This window comes from Microbulbifer sp. ABH2_005 (assembly GCF_056160005.1).
In genome coordinates this window covers 3,420,476-3,441,841 of record NZ_JBSWWI010000001.1, presented here as the reverse complement: position 1 = coordinate 3,441,841, position 21,366 = coordinate 3,420,476, and the positions used below count along the sequence as shown (strand labels likewise).

Here is a 21,366-nt window from a genome sequence, read left to right as displayed (position 1 = left end):
TAGGGATATTTATGAAATTCGAAACTATTTCTGTCATTGGCTTGGGATATATTGGTTTGCCTACAGCGGCTGTTATCGCTTCAAGACGCAAAAAAGTGATTGGTGTAGATGTAAACCAGCATGCTGTGGATACGATCAATAACGGTCATATTCATATCGTAGAGCCTGAATTGGACATGATTGTACATGCGGCAGTGACAGAAGGTTATTTACACGCAAACACTAAGCCTCAACCAGCTGATGCATTTATGATCGCTGTTCCCACACCTTTTATTTCAGTTGACGAGGGGAAACACCACAAGGCGGATCTCAGTTATATTCAGGCGGCATCCAAAGCTTTGGCTCCGGTGTTAAAAGTTGGTGATCTAGTTGTACTGGAGTCGACTTCACCAGTGGGAGCGACTGAGAAAATGTCTTCATGGCTTGCAGATGCCCGTCCTGACTTAACCTTCCCTCAGACACATGGAGAGCTCTCAGACATCCGTATAGCCCACTGCCCAGAGCGGGTACTCCCTGGACATGTGGTTCGTGAACTGGTTGAGAATGATCGTGTAATCGGCGGCATGACACCAAAGTGCTCGGAGGTAGCCAAGGCCCTCTATCAGGTTTTTGTGGAGGGGGAGTGTCTGATTACCTCGGCCCGCACTGCCGAAATGACCAAGCTTACCGAGAATAGTTTTCGGGATGTGAATATCGCCTTTGCCAATGAGTTATCTGTTATCTGTAATAAGCTGGATATTAATGTATGGGAGTTGATCTCCCTGGCGAACCGGCATCCGAGAGTCGACATTCTTAAGCCTGGAGCGGGGGTTGGTGGTCACTGTATAGCAGTAGACCCTTGGTTTATTGTCGATTCTTGTCCTGAAGAGGCGAAACTGATCCGCACTGCGCGTGAAGTCAACGAGGATAAGCCCCAATGGGTACTGAACCAGGTCAAAGAAGCTCTACAGCGGTTGCATCAGGAAAACCCGGGTTATACCTCTCGCGATATTACCGTGGCCTGTCTGGGCATTGCATTTAAGCCGGATATTGATGACCTCCGGGAAAGCCCTGCGTTGAGTATTGCAAATACCGTTGCTGAACTCGGTTGCCAAGTACAGGTTGTCGAGCCCAATATTAATTCATTGCCCGGAAGCCTCAAGTACATGAATGTTGAGCTTGCCTCTCTAGAGCAGTCATTATCTGAATCAGATGTGGTCTGTGTACTGGTCAAGCACAGCCCTTTTATGGAGCACATTGAATCCGTGGCAGCAAAGAGCATCGTCATCGACGCCGTGGGTCTTCTTAGCTAATTCTCGAGCGAGCCATTCTGGCCACTCACACCTAACTGTTTTCGTCAGTTTGCTAACCGCCGGACAGGATTTTTTATGGATGTACTGTTAAAACACGCTATAAAACTTGCAGATTACTCTGTGAATGGAGTGTATTCCCCAATTTCTGACCGCATAGCCTACATGGTTAGCCATGGACAAAGTTATGCCAGTAATGGTTATGCGGTGCGAACCCAGGGAATTGCCAAAGCCCTGAATGAACACGGCTTCGACACGCTATGTTTTGTTCGTCCTGGACGACCGTGGGAATTGGACGTTAAAAAAAATTCAGTAGCGCCGGAAGTAATAGTTAACGGGGTGCGATATATCCATAGCCGATGGCTTAAAGATCGACCTCCTAATGATGAGAGGGCTCACCTGGAAACCAGCGTGGCGTGCTTTGCTGAGTTATTTCAAGTTTATCGACCTGCGGCGGTACTGGCTGCTTCTGACTATATCGTAGGACTGCCTGCATGGATTGTGGCCAAGCGCCTTGGTTTGCCTTTTTATAATGAAGTACGGGATTTCTCGGAGCTTTCTCGAGCGGCACGCGAGCCAGGCTTTGAGAATAGCCCGGCATTTAAAATTGAGGCTGAGCGTGAGGCTTTCCTTGGCAGGCGTGCCTTAAAAGTATTCACACTCAACCAGCCAATGAAGACAGAGCTGGCTGGACGTGGTGTGGATATCGACAAGATCCACATCGTACCCAACGGCATCAGTGAGCCGCCCAAGATCAAAAGTGCTGATCCGGCGTTTAGGAAGCAGTTGGGTATTAGTCCAGATGACAAGGTGGTGGGTTATGTGGGCAGCTTCAACTTTTATGAGGGGCTGGATACACTTATTGATGCCTGTATCGAGCTGAGCAAGCAGGGCGAGAAATTCAAGCTGCTGCTGGTGGGAGATGAACAGCCAGTAAATTTAATTGTTGGTGCTCAGAGAGTATTAGCGGACAAACCCTGGCTGATCCAAGTAGGCCGCGTGCCTCACGAGCATATTTCAGACTATTACTCACTGATTGATGTGGTGGTGATCCCGCGAAAGAAACTACCTGTGTGCGAATTGGTTTCGACAATGAAGACGACTGAGGCGCTGGCATATGGTAAGAGGCTGGTGGTGTCTGATGTGGTCGCTTTGGCAGAAACTGCGGCTAAGTATGACGATATAGTCATATTTGAGGCAGATAAGGCGGATAGCTTGGTGAATAGTATTCGAAAGGCAATGAGAGATGCTGTGCCTTCACCCAGGATACTGACAATGATTGAACAAGTGAGGGCATTGTCAAAGGTATTGCGGGATGAGAACCCGGAGAGCGAGCAAGTCATCCAGGCTAATTCAGCCATTAATGTAGGCGACATTATCCACTTGGCTAACCAGATGCTCGAACAGCCTACTAGACCTATTGCTGAACCCATTCAAGGGCGTGTGGCTTTAGTTGTCAGTCATGGTCAGAATTGCACGCAGAACGGGTACGCCAAGCGAACACATCAGGTAGCGAAATCACTCAAGACAAGTGGCTTTGAACCTCTATGCTTCGTGAGATGTGAGCAATTTCGAGAGGTGAATAGTAGTTATGAGACCTTGCAGCGCGAAACTATGTTGGGCGGCGTTCCGTACATCCAGAGCTTGAGTTTAGAGGGTACTAACTCAAAGTATACAGACTCTCGTCTGAAAGCTGATGTGGAGATTTACATCAAGGTCTTCAGGGCGCATCGGCCAGCAATCGTTATTGCTGCTGGCGATTTTACTTCTTCGTTACCTGCAATAATTGCTGCAAAGAAATTGTCTTTGCCAGTTATTAAAGAGCAGCTTTACTACAGTAATATATTTCTGAATAAAGATATTCCGAGCTATTTTTCGAGTATGAATTTTGCTGAAAAATATGCTATAGAGCAAGCCTGCCAGAAATTTTCCGATCAAAGCTACTACCTCTATCCGGAAGACAGTGATAACTGGAATGCGTTTCTTGAAGTCATTCATAAGGCTAGCAGTACAACACTGCTCCGTGCTCCAGTAGCGACACTGTCACCAAAAGGAATCTATACCATTGAAAAAAAAATCGAGGTTAGTGGACAGTATTACCTTGAACTAGATGCTGAAGATGAAGCGGGAGGTAACCCCAAAGGAATAGTCGCAAGCTTCAGGTTTTTGGATGCCAAGGGAAAATGGCTGAAAGAAAAGCTGCCAGGCTTCGCGTCTTCTAGAGCGTACCCACAGTATCTGTATGTTGACACGTCGATATCCAAAGGGCCTCGCCGAGTGCTAGCGTTCACCCTTCCTGAAGGGATAAGCAAGATTGATGTAGATATTGTTTCTTTTAGCACCAATGGAAAAGTGCAGTTAAAAAAAGCAAAGATAGGAAAAGTCAGAATTGAAGATGTGGCCTGTTGGATCAGCCTGGCGATACCGGGCGTACAATGGATTAAAGCCGTGGAGGCCTTTGTCCACAAGGAAGGTGCCACCAGCTTACGGCTTGCATTGCTGAATTACAGATATGAACTGTCCAAACACCCGAACGATTTGTTACAACTTAATGGGGCGGTTCAGGAGATGGTGGAGCTGGATCGCGCTTGGGTGCCGGATTTAACCTTCGGCGATAAAATCGTCAAGGTGAAAGAGACAGGAAAGCTGACGGTGGCTCACCTGCACAAGACAGCCTATCCCTATGAAAATACTGGCGGGGCTATCCGCTGCCTGAACACAGCACTCTCCCAGCAAAGAATTGGTATTGATCCGTACATCATCACCCCTATTGGGTACCCAAAGTCAGCTGGCATCTCCCATTCAAAGAATCATGAGGAGATTAAAGGAATTGAGCATTTTAGAATCGGGGCCAATACAGATGGCCTGAGAGGGGTATCGCTTCCCGACCGTACGACCTATTCGGCGTTTCATATTGCCAAGATTCTAAAGTTTCGAGGAGCTAGCGTAATCCATGCCGCCTCAGGTGTGCGTGGGTATGAGCTCGCGCTTCAAGCCTTGGCGTTAAAGAGGATTACGGGTTTGCCCCTGCTGTATGAAGTTAGGTCTTTTCATGAACACACATGGACACCTGTACGCGAAGACGTTATGAGTCTTGAGAAAACCAAGCTCAGGGTGATTAAGGAGGATTTTTGTATGGCTGAGGCGGATTTTGTGACAACGATTTCCTACAGCATGAAGAAAATACTCATAGAACGCGGAATTTCTCCGAAAAAGATCGAGGTTGTGCCGAACGCCATTGATGAAACCAAGTACTTAGGGAAAGAGTTTAAGCCGGCAGAACTCCCGGAGCTTCAGGGCGCTGACTTTGTTGTGGGCTACATCTCGAACATGTCTCGCCGTGAAGGACATCAATACCTCATCAGGGCGATCCATGAGCTGCGAAAAATAACAGGATTGGATATCAGAGGGCTGTTAGTTGGAAGTGGCCCAGAGCGTGACAGCCTGCAACAGTTAACCGCCGAGTTGGGGCTTGGAACATTGGTTTGCTTTCCGGGGGAAGTCGATCACAGTGAGATTGACTCCTACTACAAAGCGATTGACCTGTTCGTTATCCCGCGTATCCCTGACTATGCCGCAGATTGGGTTACGCCGCTCAAACCTTACGAAGCTATGGCGTTGGAGAGGCCTATCATCGTCACGGACCTTCCTGCCTTGAAAGAGATTGTGGGAACCAATGAGGAGAGAGGACTTGTCGCCAAGCCTGCGGATGTGGAAAGTTTGGTTGAGAAGCTGCAGAGCTATATCAATGATCCGGCCATGCGGAAGAGAAAAGTGAGAACGGCAAGGGAGTGGGTTTTTGCGGAACGTACCTGGAGTGCCAATGCGAAACGCTATGAGTCAATTTATCACCGTTTAATAGCACAGGCAAAAAAAGATGAAAAGGAGGCCGTTCATGCTTAATGTCATCGATCTTCCCGAAAAGCTTTGGCAGAGCTGTGCGGAGCTATCCAAAAATCGCAACGTAATTAACTCAGAGCTTTTTGACAACTCTGATGACCACTTCGTACTTGCCTATGGGCCGGTGGCACAGAGAAACCAATACCAGGCATTGCTGTACTCCGCCCATGATAAGTTTAACATTAGTATATTACCTATCCATAAACTCGACTTGTGTGGAGTAATTCCCTGGCCAGGTAGAGTGGTTTGCCATTTTCATTGGCTTCATGACAAAACTAAGCAAGCCAAGACCGAAGATGAAGCTAATGAAGCGGTAATTTATTGGGAAAAACTGATTCAGAGGATAAAGGAGAATGGTCACAAAATTGTCTGGACTGTTCACAATGTTATGCCGCATGAAACCGTCTGGGAAAAACAAGATAGGAAAATCCACCAATTGATGGCGGATGCGGCCGATGCGCTACATGTGATGGCCAGTGATAGTGCAAAATTGACAGAGCAGTACTACACGCTGGATGAAAACAAAATGTTTCTTGTCCCTCACCCAACCTATGAAGGGGCGCAACCGGATGAAATCTCCCGGGAAAAGGCAAGAAGACAGCTACAAATCGCTGAGGATGAGTTTGTCTTTCTCTCCTTCGGCGCGATTATGGCTTACAAGGGTTATGACCGCCTGATGGCTGCTTATGACAGCATAAGGGGGAGGTCGCAGAATAAAGTAAGGCTGATTATTGCCGGTCTACCGTCTGATAAAGAGTTGGTGGAAAAAATAAGGATCTGGGGAGAGGGAAAAGACGATGTTATCCTGGATATGACTCCGGTCCCGCATGAGAAATTGCAAGTTTGCTTTAGATCATCAGATGTTGCTGTATTTCCTTATCGTAGGACAATGAATTCCGGAGCTGCTTTAATGGCTTTGACTTTCGAGTTGCCTGTGATTGGCCCTGATGAAGGAGGATTTGCTGACTTGATAAAGGCAAACTGCGCTTTTGGATATAGCATTAATCACGATCACGAGCTGATTGAGACGATGGAGAGAGTGCTATGCGTAGGTAGCGCAGATCTGAGGCCTTTTGTGAGGAGAAAAAGAAAAGAACTATATCCAAAAAGAGTTTCGGAAATGTTTTTTAATAATGTTTACAAGTTAGTAGCGCAATAGAGGTTTGTATGAGTGAAAGAAGAAAAATTGGTTTAGTTGGTTTTTTTGGGTGGGGTAACTTCGGTGATGAGCTTTTTGTAAAGGTTTTCGAGCAGTGGCTGGGTGATAAATATGATTTGAAAGTGATGAATGATTTTACCTATAAACCTTACTTTTCTAAGGCAATTGAAGAGGTTGTTGATGAGGTAGATGCAATCGTAATTGGTGGTGGAGACTTAATTATCCCATGGGCTATGTCAGATTTATATTGGCGAGACGAGTATTTGACCAAGCCGGTGTTTATTATCGGTGTAGGTGTTCCAACATGGAGGGAAAGTAAGGCTCATATTTTAGAAAGGTATAAGAATTTTCTCTCCCATGAAAATGTCATGAGTATTAACGTTAGGGATAGGGAAAGTGCAGCGTGGATAAAGAATAACATATCTCCCAGTCTTAAGGTTGAACATAGTGCAGATATCGTATTTGCTTTGTCTATGCCGACAAAAGTTAAAGTAAGTGAAAAGTACTTTGGTATTGTTACTCGTGATAGAAAGGGTTCGCCCGATGACTTGACACAAGTAAAGCGGCTAGCTGATAAGGCGATTTCTGAAGGCTTTAAAGTTAAGCATATAATTCTCGGCTCTGGCGACGTGGGAGAGAGAGACTTATCTCGTGCAGTTGATTTAGATGTTGAGGGAAAAGAGCTTGTTTACTCTGAGTCCTTAGATGAGTTATGCCAAGAAATCTCCTCTTGCGATATGCTGGCTAGCATGAAGTTTCACGGTACTGTAGTTGCGATTAATTATGGAATTCCTAGTGTTGTTTTGTCGGCAACGGACAAGAGCAGAAATTTAATGCGCGTGATAGAAAGAAGGGAGCTTCTTTCTTCTTTGAGTGATATTACGCTTCCTGATCGTGTTCATCCATATGTCCCTGTTATCCCCTGGGCGAGTGTTAGATTACTTAGGCAGCGTGCGGAGCTTGCTATGACAGCTCTTCGTTCAAATATAAAAAATTGCTTTTATTGACTTGGGCGGGGTTTAATTTTATGGCTTTCTTGGTTGAAGAATATGGTCTTTTGTTTTTTTCTGCGCCTGCAACAGGGTCAACTGCATTTATCAAAGCTTTCCAGAATTACTCGTTAGGAAAGTTTTACCCGGAGTCAAATATTATAAAGGGTGGGAGGAGGGTTGTTCCGGCGAAACATTCCACGGTTGTTCAAATGGAAGAGCAGGGTCTTCTAAAAAATAAGGGGCAGCTATATAAAGTGGTTGGTGTTAGAAATCCTTTTAGTTTTCATGTCGCAAAATACTTAAGGAATAAAACTAGTAGATTGCGTCAGGTCGATGATCCAAATTCCTGGATAAATAAACTCCCTGATGAAGATCGAAAGAAGTATGTTTACAGTATAAAGAGGTGTGCAAGGCAAACCTTTAAGCAATATCTTGTACAAGAATTAGGGAGTAAGCCCTTTGAGATTCAAAAAGATTTTCATGTTGATATAGATTTTTACATTCATCAAGAAAATGTTGATAGAGATTTTCAGGAGTTAAAGAGAAGGCTAGAAATCCCTGAATTTGTGAAAATTGAAAGGGTTAATGTGACGGGTGCTATGGATAAAAATAAGACATACAAGGATTACTACGATAAAGATGACATTGAGTTGGTTTACAAAATGAATTTTCCATTTTTTGAGAAGTTTCCAGAGTATAGCTTTGACGGCTTATTACTCTAATAGTTGTTTCGTGGATTGATTACCAATAAAGAATGTGACTAGGCGTATAAATAATGAATGTCGTAATTATTGCAGGTGGAGCTGGCTCACGCTTGTGGCCTGTTTCCCGAGAAGCCAACCCCAAGCCATTCATTAAAATGGAGGATGGGCTTTCTCTGCTCCAGAAGTCGTATCTACGCGGCAAAGCCACTGGCTCAGTAGGAAGTGTCACGACAGTGACTAATCGCGAGCTGTTCTTTCGCATAGAGGATGAATACCGTGAACTCTCACCTTCAATGCCGCTTCACTACTTGCTCGAACCCTTCGGTCGCAACACAGCACCAGCAGTGTGTGCCGCTGCGTTGGAGCTACAGCAGTACTATGGAGAGGAAGCGTTAATGCTTGTACTCCCTGCCGATCACCTGGTGCGTGATGAGATCGCCTTCGCTAAGGCCGTTGCGTTAGCTTCCGAAGTAGCTGCCGAAGGGCGCCTTGTCACCTTTGGTATTCAGCCGACTCACGCCGAAGTCGGTTTTGGCTATATCGAGGTGGCCGCGGGGTGCGACGTTTCAGGCCGCAATGCTCTCAATGTCGAACGCTTTGTAGAGAAGCCGAGCCGGGAACTTGCAGAGGAGTATCTGGCTGGTGGTCGCCACCTGTGGAACTCAGGGATGTTTTGCTTCCGCGTTGGTAGCCTGATTGAGGAAATGGAGCAACATGCGCCAGATCTAGTTCACAGTGTGGCTGTTGCCCTGGAGGCCTCTAGCCGCAGTGAAGGTGAGGGGCATACGGTGGCGCGGCTCACGCCTGAAACCTTTGGCATGGTGAAGGACGATTCCATTGACTATGCGCTGATGGAGAAGTCTTCACGGGTAGCGGTGGTGCCATGTGACCTGGGCTGGAGTGATATCGGCTCTTGGCAGGCCATGGCGGAGTTAGTGGAACCGGACGCTGACCTCAATCGCGTGACGGGGAATGCGGAGCTTGAGGGCGCCCGTAATACCTATATTCATAGCCCTGATCGCCTGACGGCTGCTGTAGGGGTTGAGGATTTGGTGATTGTCGATACCCCAGATGCTCTATTGGTGGCCCACAAGGACAGAAGTCAAGATGTGAAGAATGTAGTGCAACGTCTCAAGGCAAGCGGGGGGGAATTACATCAGCATCATCTCACGGTTCATCGCCCGTGGGGCACCTATACCGTGCTCGAAGAGGGCGAGGGTTTCAAGATGAAGCGTATCGAAGTCAAGCCCGGAGCTTCACTGTCCTTGCAGATGCATTACCACCGGAGTGAGCATTGGATAGTGGTTCGCGGCACGGCCAAAGTGGTCAACGGTGAGGAAGATACTCTGCTGCGAACTAATGAGTCGACCTACATTCCCGCTGGTCATAAACACCGATTGGAGAACCCGGGTACCATCCTGCTGGTTATAATTGAGGTCCAGAGTGGTGAATATCTGGGTGAAGATGACATTGTTCGTTTTGAAGATAGCTATGGTCGTTGCTGATTATGGCTAGGTGACTGAATTCGTGATCTGCTGTTGTTAGCATTGCTTCAAATGAGTGGCTTCATAGAAGGCTATTTTTGTTCTGATAATTTAATTGCCGGATATTTTTGCTGCTACTAATCGACTAGCAGTATTTCAAGTGGAGTGTAGCCTGGGGCAAGTGATCAAGTAGTAGAACAAACAGGCTACTATCAAGCAGTGCTTAAAATTGGGCCCCTTGTTCTTATAAGAATGGTATTGAATACCAGACCAAATTGGCCCTATGTATCTGGACATTAAATATTCTATGGAGTTGTCGCTTGTTATGCCTGAAAAAAAATTGGAAGACCTTGCTAGAGCACTGGGGAGTCTTGAAAGCAAACTCCTCCAGGCCGGTAAAGAAAACGCTAAAAAGCTCACTCGTGACTTGATTACTGTTCAGAATCGGCTTTACAAGCAGTTGGAAAGTCTGAACTGGCTGCAGCGTCGCTTGGCCATCAAGGGGCAGCTACCTCCACTACGTGGCTGGGCGGCTTCTCCTGATATTCTACTGTGTCTGCATACACATATCATGGCCTCCCGACCTAAAGTAATAGTGGAGTTTGGTAGCGGAGCTTCCACGTTGGTGATCGCCGATGCGCTACGTCAAAACGGTATGGGGAAATTAATCTCTATAGAGCATAGTGATCATTATGGTGCGCAGACATTGGCGACGCTGGAAGCTGAGTATTTGCAGTCGTGGGTAGATCTGCGCATTGGAGATTTAGAACCCTGGGAGGGTGAGCACCTAAATTCCAAGGAAGCCGAGAAGCCTTCACATTGGTATCCGCAGTCGTTGCTTGAAGGAATCGAAAGTGTGGACCTGCTTTGGGTGGATGGCCCTCCAGGGGCTACCTGTTTGTACAGTCGCTACCCAGCACTACCAGTGTTGTTGAACCGGCTTTCCCCAAAGGCTGAAGTTTGGATGGACGATACCATTCGGCAAGAGGAGAAGGATATTTGTGAACGCTGGGCGAAAGACCATGAATTTGAGCTGGAATACCATCCGTTAGAAAAAGGCTTAGGGCGTCTGACTCGATTGAATGACAAAATTTCATCCACGTCTTGGTTATCAACTGCTGAGTTAACATTTCACGATAATGTATTCCAGAGATCCTGGGGTTAAGTTTTTCGATGTAGGAGTATCGTAACCAGGGCTAAATTGTTGACTAGCTATTAGTGATCTTTTAAGCAGAACTGCACATGCGTCAATGGTGGAATCTATTCGCTAAGTCAGACGAGTTATCAGTGTCCCTGGGGCCGAGCAGCATGATATCGAACTTGAGCATCTGAGTTATGAGAAGTACTTGGGCCGATTGTCTCGCAAGCTCTATAAGTGACAGCCCCCTAGAGAAGACTGGCCTTTAACCTTGATTGGTTTTGAATAGAAATATATTTCGACAAAGGAACTGACGAAAATGCAATCCGATCTGGCGATTAAACCGGCAATCAATTCCCTGGCCCAGAGTTCCATGTTCTGGAGACCGGATTATCTTCGTCCTTCCCCATGGTTAGAACATGTACCCTTTTTGTTCTGGTTGATAGAGGCACACCAACCCCGGATAGCGATGACTCTGGGGATGGAAACCGGCGTAGCTCATTTCGCACTCTGCCAAGCGGCACATCGATTGCGGTTAGATACCAGCTGTTATGTAACTTACCAGGAACATGGGGAGAGCGTCTCTCCGTTACAGGCAGAGATACGAGCTTATCACGCTCAGCATTTTGACAGTTTTTCTTTTCTACTTGATAACTCCTCTATGAGGGCCGCGAGCCAGTTTCAAGACGGCAGTGTCGACCTACTTTTGCTGAACTCCTCGGTCGAAGAGGATCTGGAAGGTCTGTTGGCCCGCTGGAAGCCAAAAATGTCCACTTGCGGCCTTTTGCTGGTGCCCAGTATTTCGAAGCGGGGCCCGGGGTCGGAGACTTTCCGGACTTTTGAAGTGCTGGCACAAGAGCACTCCACATTTACCTTCCATCACGGTGAAGGGTTGGGGGCTATCTCTGTGGGGGGCAAGTTGGGTCCATTGCTTGCCAAGCTGTTTGAGCGGAACGAATCAAACTCGGCCCGCCAAGTGGTACGGGATGTTTTTGCCCGTTTGGGGCGGACCTGTAAAGATGCCCTGCAAGCCGGAGAATACCAGCAGAAGACAGAAGCACTGGAAGCGAGCTTGACAGAACATGAAGGTAAGCTGGAGCAATTGAGCGCAGACTATGAAAATACTTGTACCCAACTGGAATCCAAACGACGTGAGTTGGCGGGTTTCAGTCTGCGTATGGAGCAGGCCGTGGAGCGGCATGCCCAAGAGCGCGGTCAGTTGGCTGAGCGGGTCAGCATGCTGCAAGAGTTGCGCGATGGCTTGAAATCCGAGGTCGCGCAGCTGCGTCAGCATTTGGATGATCAGTACCGGCAGGTGAATGAACGCAACCAGCAGCTTTTACAGTTACAGGCTGCCAGTGCCGAACAGCGGCAAGAACTGGCGAAATATCAGATCCGCTCGGAGTATAGTGCTGAGGAACTGAGTAAGGCACAGTCTGAGCAGAAACGTTTGAAAGAGCTAAATGAGCAGCGACAGACAGAAGAGGTTGTGCTTTCTGCTCGATTGGAAGATCTAAAAAAACAGCTGGCTGAAAGAAACAAGGCACTGGAGCAATTGCGGAGCGATATTGCTCGAGATACAGCGGAGAGGCAGTCACAGGCGAAGGAAGTTAGCTTGCTTGGAGAGCAGTTACGGTTGCTGGAATCCGAACTCTCTAAGGAGCGGGAGTCTCGCGGGCAGAAGAGCCAAGAGCTTACTGCGTTAACGGGAAGGCTGGAAGAAAGTGAACAGAAACGGTTGGAGCTGGAGACTATTCTTAAAAGACAAGAGGAGGCACTGGATACCCAACGAAGTATTAACGATGTTTTGAAATCGGAGTTAATTGAGACTGAGCAACAGCGACAGCAGGCACAAGATTGTGGAGATCAACTTAAAAAGAAACTCGAGAAACTAGAGAATGAGTCTGAGAATGTTGCTTTAGAGAAGTGTGAGCTCAAAGAGCAAGTGCAGACACTTCAAGGCGAACAACAGCTACGCCAACAAGCGCAAGAGCGTGAGGAACAGCTGAAGAAGGATCTCTCGAAACTAGAATATGAGTTTAAGAGCAGTGCTTTAGAAAAAAATAAGCTAGAAGAGCAGGTGCAGAAATTACAGGGGCAATATCAGCTGTTACAGCAGTCACAAGGCCGTGTAGAACTGCTGGAAAAGAATCTTACGGAACTTAAGCGAGAGTGCGAGAGTACCGTTTCAAAGAAAAATGATCTTGAAGAGCAGTTGATAGTACTACAGAGGGAGCGGAGTCAGTGGCAACAGGCACAAAATGATGCGAAAGAGGTGGAGAGGGAGCTCGCTGACCTCAAGAAAAAATCTGATAGCCTTGTTGAGGAAAAAAATGAGCTTGAGGAAAGAGTAAAGGTACTAGAAAAAGAGCAGGTGCATTGGAGGCAAGAACAAGATCGTGCGGAGCAGCTTAAAAAAAATATCTCCATACTAGAGCGCGATTTTGAAAACAATCTTTTTGAAAAAAAGAAGTTAGAGGAGCAGGTACAAAAATTACAAAGGCAATATCAGCTGTTGCAACAGGCACAAGACCGTGTAGAACTACTGGAAAATAATCTTGTGGAACTTAAGCAAGAGTTCGAAAGCACTGTTTCAAAGAAAAATGATCTCGAGAGACAGTTAAAAGTGTTGCAGGCGGAGCGGAAACTGTGGCTGCAGGCACAGAGTGATGCGAAACAAATGGAGAGGGATCTCGCTGAACTTCAGGGAAAATCCGAGAGCCTTTTTATGGAAAAAAGTGAGCTCGAAGAGCGAGTGCAGAACTTAGAAAAAGAGAAGGCGCATTGGAAACTGACACAAGATCGTGCCGAGCAGCTGGAGGAGGATCTCGCTAAACTTGAATATCAGTTGGAGAGATCCTTGGCAGAAGAGAGTGAGCTTGATGAGTGGATACAAGCACTCGAAGAGGAAGAGGAACAGCGGAAGCTGGCACAAAGTTTAGTGGAGCAGTTGAAGCAGAATCTTGAAGAACTTGAGCATAAATTTCAGAGCACTGCTGCGGAAAAAAATAAGCTGGTTAAGCGAGTGTTTGCTCTAGAGAAAGAGCAGCAGCAGTGGCAGCAGAATCAAGCTCGTACTAGTCAGTTGGAACGAGAACTTGCGGATTTCCAAAGTTTGTCTGAGCGTGCTGCTACAGAAAAGTATGATCTGGAAAAACGATCTCAGGCTCTGCATGAGGAGTGGCAACAGGCGCAACATCGTACTGAACAGCTGGAGGGAGAGCTTGCGGAACTCAAGTGTAATTCGGATGATGTTATGGCAAATAAGAGCCTGCTTGAAGAGCGAGTTAATGTTTTGGAGGAGGCGCTTGCAGCAAAAAGTGCATCTCTAGAAAAGCGCTGCCATGAACTGTCAACACTTACTGAATTGTTCGACGATGTAAAGCAGCAGAAGCTTGAATTGGAAGTGTTACACGAAGAAAATGAGCGTAAATCGGCAGAAAACATTAAACAACTGCAGAGTGCTCTAAGCACTATGGAGCTTCAGTTGCAGGAGCGAAGCGCTGAACTTAAGGAATTAAAGAAAGTTCAGGAGGGACAAGCGGTAATTGTTGACCAATTGCAGATAAACCTTACGAAGAAAAATACAGAAGAGCAAAAAGCACAGAAGCGTACCCAGCAGCTTGAGCAATCTCTCAAGTCAGCCGAGAAGCAGTTACAGCAAGCCCTGCAGACAAAACAGGATTTAGAAAAAGTCCGGAAAGACCTTGACTCCCGTTGTAAGCACTTGGAGAAGGGGCTAAAGTCAGTCGAAATGGAGCGGGATACCCTTTTACAGACAAAGCAGCAATTGCAGCTCAGAGTGCAATCGCTAAAGTCTGAGCTCTCAGGTGCAAAAGATTCAGTTGATGAACGCTTTAAAGAGTTGACTATGTTAACTCGTTTACTAGAAGAAAAAGAGGAGGAAATGGCCGCCCTGCGTATGGAAGTGGGGGGCGATATGGAAGAAGCGACAACGGATACGGGTTTACCATCTAAAAATTATGGTTTTCAAATCAACATACCCTTCGGCAAGCACGCCAAAAAAATACGCAAGCAAAAAAAGGAGCTGGACCAAATCAGCCAGTCAGGCTTATTTAATGCCGAATGGTATCTACACTCCTATCCCGACGTGGCAAATGACAAAATTTTAGCAAGTAATCCCGCTTTGCATTATTTGCAGCAGGGCGCCTATGAGGGGCGTAATCCAAGTCCTGAGTTTGATAGTCAGTGGTATCTGGATAGTAACCCGGATGTAAAAGATAGTGGTTTTAATCCATTGGTGCACTATATCTCTATGGGTAAGGAGGAGGGTCGCCAACCACTCCCATGCTGAACTAACTAAACACCGTGCTGAATATAAAGCGCATATGGCGCAGACTTAGTGGGAAATGCTCTAAAGCTCTTGGTCAGGGGGGCGGCAGCGACTTGTTTGACCTTGATAGTTTCGACTCCCAATGGTATCTGCAAACCTATCCAGATGTTGCAGCAGCTGGGGTTGATCCGTTAGGGCACTATATCAATCATGGGCGTTTTGAGGGCAGAAGGCCGCACCATAATCGTGCACTTGCCTGGGAGTACCATCTGTGGCGAGGAGGAAACCAGTTACTTTTGCCCCGGCTGGAGAAGCTCTCAGCAATACCGGACGTAGTAGAACAAGAAAGATATTATGCGGCTTGGGCTATTGCGCGTTGGTATGCAGCGAATGAAGATTGGCCAAAAGTATTGACTTCCCTATCGTCGTTTCGATGTGCTGAACACCCTGATCCCCCGCATGCTGGTCCCTTTCTACTGATATTGGAAGCTGCCCTACACTGTAAGCAGTGGAGCACCGCCCAAGAAGTACTATTAGTATTAGCTCAACGGTTTGCTGGGCAGGCGGATGTGGTATTAGCTGAGGTCAATCTACTTGTTCAGAGGAAAGAGAATAATAATTCTGATAGGCAGCTGAACCGTTTGATCTTAAAAACAATTAATCGAATCTTTACGCAGAATGGATTATGTAATTTAGCTGGGGGGGATGATGAAACTCTCAATTTGGATTCTCTCTATCCTATAGAACAGTTACCTATTGTGGGCGGGGAGGGTGCACTTAGGGTTTCAGTAATCATTCCGGCTTATAACGCCGAGAGAACTCTGAAAACGGCTCTTTACTCTTTGTGCTGGCAGTCTTGGAGGGATCTGGAAATTTTGGTGGTCGATGATGCTAGCAAAGACGCTACTTGGCGGTTGCTAAAGAACTTCGTGCGAAATATCCACTTACGGCCTGGCCTGGAAATTCGGATCTTGCGTCATGAAAAAAACCAAGGTGCTTATGCAGCTCGTAATACTGCCCTGAAGGTAGCTAGCGGTGATCTAATTACTACACATGATGCTGATGATTGGTCTCATCCACAAAAGATCGAATATCAAGTTAAAGCTTTATTGTCGGCGCCATCTAGAGTGGGTTGTACCTCTCATTGGGTACGTACTACCAATGAGCTTCATTTTTCACACTGGCGGCCAGAGGGTAGCTGGGTGTGTCGTAATGTCTCTTCATTGATGTTTCGTCGCTCTGTATTTGAGTTGCTAGGTTATTGGGATAGGGTTACGGTCAATGGGGATACTGAATATTACTACCGCATTCTCTATGCTTTTGGTGAGGATGCGTTAACTGAAGTCTTGCCTGGTGTGCCACTCAGTTTTGGTCGTATTAATAAAGACTCACTGAGCAGATGCAGTGAAACAAATCTCTTTACACGATTTTACGGTACCCGCAAAGATTATGAAGATGCAGCTAATCGCTGGCATACAGGAGCTAAATCGATAAATGATCTTTATTTACCGGCAAACCCAAAGTTTCGCTATTTCCAGGCACCCGCGGCAATATGCCTGGATGAAAAGCTTGTGCAGAATCTTAATCCTATGGACATTGTTCAGCAGTCGGGGTATTTCGATGCAGCTTGGTATTTAGAGCAGAATTCAGACTTGCATGAAACGCCCGTGGATTTGTTTGAGCACTACTGGTTTGTCGGATCTTTTGAGGGGAGGGACCCGGGGCCAGAGTTCAGTACTTCCGGTTACGGATATCGTTTTCCAGAGGCCAGAGTAGATAAACTGCCTACACTCTATCATTATTTAACGGCGGGACTAAATCAAGGGGTAAAATCTCTGCCGGAAATACCTGGAATACAGCCTCACTGGCCGGGCGGATTAAATCTATTGGTCTGTGCACACCAGGCTGGAAAAAATATATATGGTGCAGAACGCAGCTTGCTCGATGTATTGGCTGCTTTGAATAAATTGAAGGTAAACCTGGTCGTAGCATTACCAAGTGCTATAAATGCTGCTTATGTTGAGACCATAAAAGCTATGGTAAGGGTAGTTATAGTTTTACCCTATGGTTGGTGGGGGGCTGGACGAAGAAGCTGCCCTCAAACTCTGGCTAATTTTAAGCAATTGATTGATAGGTTTGATATCCAGGCAGTATATGCCAATACGCTAGTTCTTGATGAGCCTTTGCTTGCCGCTCGAGCTTTAGAGGTACCTACTATCATTCATGTACGTGAACTACCTTTTTATGATGAAGCTTTGTGTAAGACACTAGGTGTCGACGCTAAATTTATTGCTGGCCGCGTTAGGAAGTTGGCAGATATTGCACTAGTAAATTCTAAGACCGTGGAGCGGGAGCTGTCTATAAAGGGGGCTATAGTAATACCAAATATAGTCGACATTGCTCTATATGATCCGCTCACAGAGACGACTAGGACTAAAGAAAGTCTGGTACGTATTGCATTAATCAGCAGTAACTTGCCAAAAAAGGGATTGGAAGATTTTATTAGACTAGCTGAAATGTTAGAGCAGAAATCTGTTCCTGTAGTTTGCAAATTGATTGGACCAGAGAATGAATATATAAGGAATTATCGGGCTCGACAGCACCGTGGTGAAGTTGCGCACTGTTTACAGTTTACCGGTTATATCGCTAGCTCACAGGAAGCCCTAGCTCAAGCTGATATAGTTGTGAACCTGTCACACTTTAAAGAGTCATTCGGGCGTACGATTTTGGAAGCCATGGCAGCAGCTCGCCCGGTCGTTGCCTATGACTGGGGGGCTCTTTCGGAGCTTATTGTTGATGGTGAGACCGGATATCTTGTCCCATTCGGTGAAATAGAAGCCATCGTGGATCGGGTGATGTTGCTGGTTCAAGATGCAAAACTACGGGTGCAAATGGGACTGGCTGGTCGACGAAGTGCAGAAGTAAACTATAACCTCGAAGAGATGATCGCGCGATTTAGAATAGTTTTACAGAGGGTTGAACGATTTCATCACATCTGTTGAAGACTTATTAATGCGAAGAAAAACTACAGCTATGCTAAAAAATAGCTTTTTAAGGAAGTCAGAAGGGTTTATGGCAACTTTTGTTCTATTCTAGTGTAAAAATGGCGAACTGGGTGTATGCGAATTTTAATTTATGGTTTGAGTAAATCGGGAACCACTATATTGCATACCATGGTGAAAGCTTCTTTGGAGAATCACCTGGGGGAGGAAATTCAAGAAGTCTTTGAGCCATTTGAGATTTTGGAGGAGGTCGACGGGGTGAAATATGCTAAAGAAGGCATAAGTTCCACCACGAAGTCCAATAAAAATGAGGTTGTTAAGACTTTATTTGATTCCGGAATTTCATCTGATAAGGTATTAGATTATCAAAATCATTTCGACAAGAAAATTTTTATTGTTAGAGATCCTCGTGACCGATTTGTTAGCCAGATTTTTTATCGGTGGCATTGGGCGCACAAGCCTGACAAAGAGAAATTTGGACGTACATTGAGGTTGGTCAGATACAAAGAGCTCAACCCAAGAGATATTCCTTTAATATTTTTATTCAACCAGAACCCGAATTTCTATCCAGTTTTTTCCAGAAAACTATCGGATACGTACGAAATGGTTGTTAACTTTCTAAGAAGAGCCAATAAAGACTGGCTGATTTTGAAATATGAGGATCTAATTGATGGAAATACCAAGAAATTGGAAGAGTATCTTTCTTTCCCTATTAGAAAGCATGTATCTGTTGATAAAAACTATGAAGGGGTGATTAGAAGCAAGACACACGGGGACTGGAGGAAATGGTATTCCGAGGAAGATGTAGTTTTTTTCGGGCCAATTTTCAAGAAGTACTTAAAATACTTGAAATATGATGTCTCTGACTGGAAGCTTGAATATCCTAAATCTCTACCGAGAGCACATGGATCTGAGTACATGTTAAGAATTTTTTCAGATGGAAATCCGGAGCTTAAATCTGAGTCCGAGATATTAGACGTTAACGCCGAGAATCGCATCATTAGCGCAGGATTACGAGACCGGTTTTCAAAAATATTAAGGGTGGTTAAGCTTAAATAAACTTATTGACTTCTGCATACTTAATAAGTCTATTTTTTACTTTTAAATTGTAATTCCTGGACAACAATGCATTGATAGCCAAAATAAAAATAATGAGGACTTGTGGAGTTGTATATGAGGGATAAGAGCTCAGATATCACTATTCCTCATTTAACTAGGTATGATTTGCGGCCTCTGCTGCGGCCACTTCAAGGAGTGGCTGCTAAGGCTGACACTGATGGCTATATTATATGGAATTCGACTACCAGCCAACCAAAATTTTCCATACTAAATAAAGTTTTTTCGCGGGGCTGGTATATGGTGGAAGTATTGCTTGATTCTGATCAAAGTTACTTAGATGCTGCTTTTATCCTTCAGCATAAAGGTAGAAGAAAATCCCAGAAGCTTCGTTTGCCAATTCGAAATGGACGTATGGCTAAGCGTTTGCTTTGGTTTGCCAGAGGAGGAGAGGAGCTACAGTTTTCTCCCTCAAAATCTGCATGTGAGTTTACTATTCGCCATCTAACCCTGGTCCGAGTCTCTTTACTTTTTGCTCGTGATAGAATGCGCTCGCGACTAAAATGCCGTGAATTGAGTGTGCCATTTAGAATAACAAGTCGCTGGGCTTGTTATGATTCGACTTTTCGACCAGCTGGAGCTCGAGTCTCCTATAGAGATTGGGTTAGAAAAATTGAGCCAACCTTTTGGCCTGAGTCAGATAAAATTTCCGATACTACGAATTTTTCAATCATAATGCCAATTGTAAATTCAGATGCGTTGGTGATCATTAAAAATACAGTCGATTCTATACTTTCTCAGGTTTGTGAAAGGTGGAAACTCTATATTCTTCTACCTGAAATGCCTAATAAGGCAACTCTTACTTGGCTTAAGGAGCTCGTCAATGCAGATGACAGAATAACATTGATTAATAGCTTCATATTTTTCACCGAGTATAAAAAATTAATAGATATTGATTCTTATCTTTTGCTGTGTCCACCACGAGCTGTGCTTTCTTCCAGGGCTTTACACTGTTTTCAGAAAGTTTTACAGGGAAAGCCTCAGGCGAAAGTGATCTATGCAGATGAGGATGTACTTAACGAATCTGGAAGGCGATGCTTGCCCATTTTCAAACCAGCTTGGAATCCAGATCTTCTCTTTTCTGAGAATTATATCGGTGAGTTTGTCCTTTTTGCTCCGGGGTTGTTAGACCGGTCCGACTTCGTTGGTTTCACTTTCGAGCAGGCTTGGGACTACTCGATATTCCTTCAAGTATTACGTAAGCTAAAGAATCCTTCGCGAGAAATCATTCATATACCAAGAATTCTTTTTCATAGGCAGAGCGTCCAAGATCCCGCTGCTTATGTTAAAAGTAGTCAACGTATGTTGCAAAAGTATTTTATTGAAACGGGCCGTGCGGGTATCTCAGTAAATATTGAAAATAATTATAAGGTATTACAAGTATGCTGGCCTTTAAAGAAAGAAGAACCTCTGGTTTCTCTTTTGATTCCTACGCGGGATATGTTGCCCATACTTCGACAATGTGTTGATAGCATTCTTGAGAAGACTACCTATAAAAATTATGAGATTCTGGTACTAGATAATCAGAGTGTTAAGCCTGAAACAATTAAATATTTATCTAATCTGAAGAAGCTACCCAATGTAAGAGTGATTAAATATGATGCTCCTTTCAATTACTCGGCGATTAATAATTTTGGTGTTCAGCATACTCGTGGAGACATTATTGGTCTAATTAATAATGATATTGAAGTGATCTCACCCAACTGGCTTATGGAGATGGTCGCACATGCAATAAGGCCAGATATCGGTTGTGTGGGGGCCAAGCTGTATTATGCTGATGGTCGTATCCAGCATGCTGGTGTTGTAGTTGGCCTGGGTAGATTAGCGGGGCATGCCCATAAATTCTACCATCGCCATGAAGAAGGTTACATGAATCGCCTGATGTGCACACAGAATTTTTCAGCTGTCACAGCCGCCTGCTTGCTAGTACGCAAGACCATATATGAAAAAGTTGGAGGATTAGATGAAAAGAATTTTGAAGTGGCTTTTAATGATGTTGATTTTTGCCTGAAGGTGAAGGAAGCTGGATATCGAAATTTGTGGACGCCTTGGGCAGAAATGTACCACCATGAATCCATTAGTCGTGGTATTGATAATACGCCGGAAAAGCGGGCCAGGTTTGACAGGGAGGCACTGAACTTAAAGGCCCGGTGGTCAACTCATAAGGGAATGGATCCTTACTACAGTCCATTTTTGACTCATACCAGGGAGGACTTTTCGTTGGGGTTAAATGAGAGAATAAAAGCTCCTCTATGGCGCTGACTGTTTGATCAATCATCCTATGGCTT

General features: G+C 45.3%; 12 protein-coding genes. 11 read left to right on the top strand and 1 reads right to left on the bottom strand.

What is annotated here, in order from left to right; translation table 11 throughout:
• The first annotated feature begins 11 nt into the window (after positions 1 to 11).
• From wecC to ACXAFI_RS14885, 7 genes are all read left to right on the top strand, one after another.
• Positions 12 to 1,292: a UDP-N-acetyl-D-mannosamine dehydrogenase gene (gene wecC, locus ACXAFI_RS14915; protein WP_475109445.1), complete on the top strand. Its 1,281-nt coding sequence runs from the start codon at positions 12 to 14 to the stop codon at positions 1,290 to 1,292.
• A gap of 75 nt (positions 1,293 to 1,367) precedes the next feature.
• Positions 1,368 to 5,192, top strand: coding sequence for a glycosyltransferase (locus tag ACXAFI_RS14910; RefSeq protein ID WP_475109444.1), 3,825 nt, complete (start codon positions 1,368 to 1,370; stop codon positions 5,190 to 5,192).
• On the top strand, positions 5,185 to 6,348 hold the full coding sequence (locus tag ACXAFI_RS14905; protein ID WP_475109443.1) for a glycosyltransferase: 1,164 nt from the start codon (positions 5,185 to 5,187) through the stop codon (positions 6,346 to 6,348). The genes ACXAFI_RS14910 and ACXAFI_RS14905 overlap by 8 nt, the downstream gene beginning before the upstream one ends.
• 8 nt (positions 6,349 to 6,356) lie before the next feature.
• Entirely contained in the window at positions 6,357 to 7,355 is a 999-nt protein-coding gene (locus ACXAFI_RS14900; RefSeq protein WP_475109442.1) for a polysaccharide pyruvyl transferase family protein, read from the top strand.
• Between the two features lie 20 nt (positions 7,356 to 7,375).
• Positions 7,376 to 8,062, top strand: coding sequence for a hypothetical protein (locus tag ACXAFI_RS14895; protein WP_475109441.1), 687 nt, complete (start codon positions 7,376 to 7,378; stop codon positions 8,060 to 8,062).
• A gap of 53 nt (positions 8,063 to 8,115) precedes the next feature.
• Positions 8,116 to 9,549: a mannose-1-phosphate guanylyltransferase/mannose-6-phosphate isomerase gene (locus ACXAFI_RS14890; RefSeq protein WP_475109440.1), complete on the top strand. Its 1,434-nt coding sequence runs from the start codon at positions 8,116 to 8,118 to the stop codon at positions 9,547 to 9,549.
• Positions 9,550 to 9,853: 304 nt separating this feature from the next.
• On the top strand, positions 9,854 to 10,693 hold the full coding sequence (locus tag ACXAFI_RS14885) for a class I SAM-dependent methyltransferase (RefSeq protein WP_475109439.1): 840 nt from the start codon (positions 9,854 to 9,856) through the stop codon (positions 10,691 to 10,693).
• A 931-nt stretch (positions 10,694 to 11,624) separates the two neighbouring features.
• Here ACXAFI_RS14885 and ACXAFI_RS14880 read toward each other — a convergent pair.
• Positions 11,625 to 11,960, bottom strand: coding sequence for a hypothetical protein (locus tag ACXAFI_RS14880; RefSeq protein WP_475109438.1), 336 nt, complete (start codon positions 11,958 to 11,960; stop codon positions 11,625 to 11,627).
• Between ACXAFI_RS14880 and ACXAFI_RS14875 the strand changes: the two genes are divergently transcribed.
• From ACXAFI_RS14875 to ACXAFI_RS14860, 4 genes are all read left to right on the top strand, one after another.
• A complete protein-coding gene (locus ACXAFI_RS14875; protein WP_475109437.1) occupies positions 11,961 to 14,981 on the top strand; it encodes a coiled-coil domain-containing protein in 3,021 nt (1,006 codons plus the stop codon).
• A gap of 92 nt (positions 14,982 to 15,073) precedes the next feature.
• Positions 15,074 to 17,962: a glycosyltransferase gene (locus ACXAFI_RS14870; RefSeq protein WP_475109436.1), complete on the top strand. Its 2,889-nt coding sequence runs from the start codon at positions 15,074 to 15,076 to the stop codon at positions 17,960 to 17,962.
• 117 nt (positions 17,963 to 18,079) lie between these two features.
• Positions 18,080 to 19,021 (top strand): sulfotransferase domain-containing protein, encoded by a 942-nt coding sequence (locus ACXAFI_RS14865; RefSeq protein ID WP_475109435.1) that lies wholly within the window; start codon positions 18,080 to 18,082, stop codon positions 19,019 to 19,021.
• Positions 19,022 to 19,135: 114 nt separating this feature from the next.
• Positions 19,136 to 21,340, top strand: coding sequence for a glycosyltransferase family 2 protein (locus ACXAFI_RS14860; RefSeq protein ID WP_475109434.1), 2,205 nt, complete (start codon positions 19,136 to 19,138; stop codon positions 21,338 to 21,340).
• Positions 21,341 to 21,366: the final 26 nt, after the last annotated feature.

Excerpts from the sequence above, each read along its gene's own strand:
- wecC (WP_475109445.1), top strand. The coding sequence starts at position 12 with ATGAAATTCGAAACTATTTCTGTCATTGGCTTGGGATATATTGGTTTG.
- ACXAFI_RS14880 (WP_475109438.1), bottom strand. The coding sequence starts at position 11,960 with ATGCTGACGCAGCTGCGCGACCTCGGATTTCAAGCCATCGCGCAACTC.
- ACXAFI_RS14865 (WP_475109435.1), top strand. The coding sequence starts at position 18,080 with ATGCGAATTTTAATTTATGGTTTGAGTAAATCGGGAACCACTATATTG.
- ACXAFI_RS14910 (WP_475109444.1), top strand. The coding sequence starts at position 1,368 with ATGGATGTACTGTTAAAACACGCTATAAAACTTGCAGATTACTCTGTG.
- ACXAFI_RS14900 (WP_475109442.1), top strand. The coding sequence starts at position 6,357 with ATGAGTGAAAGAAGAAAAATTGGTTTAGTTGGTTTTTTTGGGTGGGGT.
- ACXAFI_RS14885 (WP_475109439.1), top strand. The coding sequence starts at position 9,854 with ATGCCTGAAAAAAAATTGGAAGACCTTGCTAGAGCACTGGGGAGTCTT.
- ACXAFI_RS14905 (WP_475109443.1), top strand. The coding sequence starts at position 5,185 with ATGCTTAATGTCATCGATCTTCCCGAAAAGCTTTGGCAGAGCTGTGCG.
- ACXAFI_RS14895 (WP_475109441.1), top strand. The coding sequence starts at position 7,376 with ATGGCTTTCTTGGTTGAAGAATATGGTCTTTTGTTTTTTTCTGCGCCT.
- ACXAFI_RS14860 (WP_475109434.1), top strand. The coding sequence starts at position 19,136 with ATGAGGGATAAGAGCTCAGATATCACTATTCCTCATTTAACTAGGTAT.
- ACXAFI_RS14890 (WP_475109440.1), top strand. The coding sequence starts at position 8,116 with ATGAATGTCGTAATTATTGCAGGTGGAGCTGGCTCACGCTTGTGGCCT.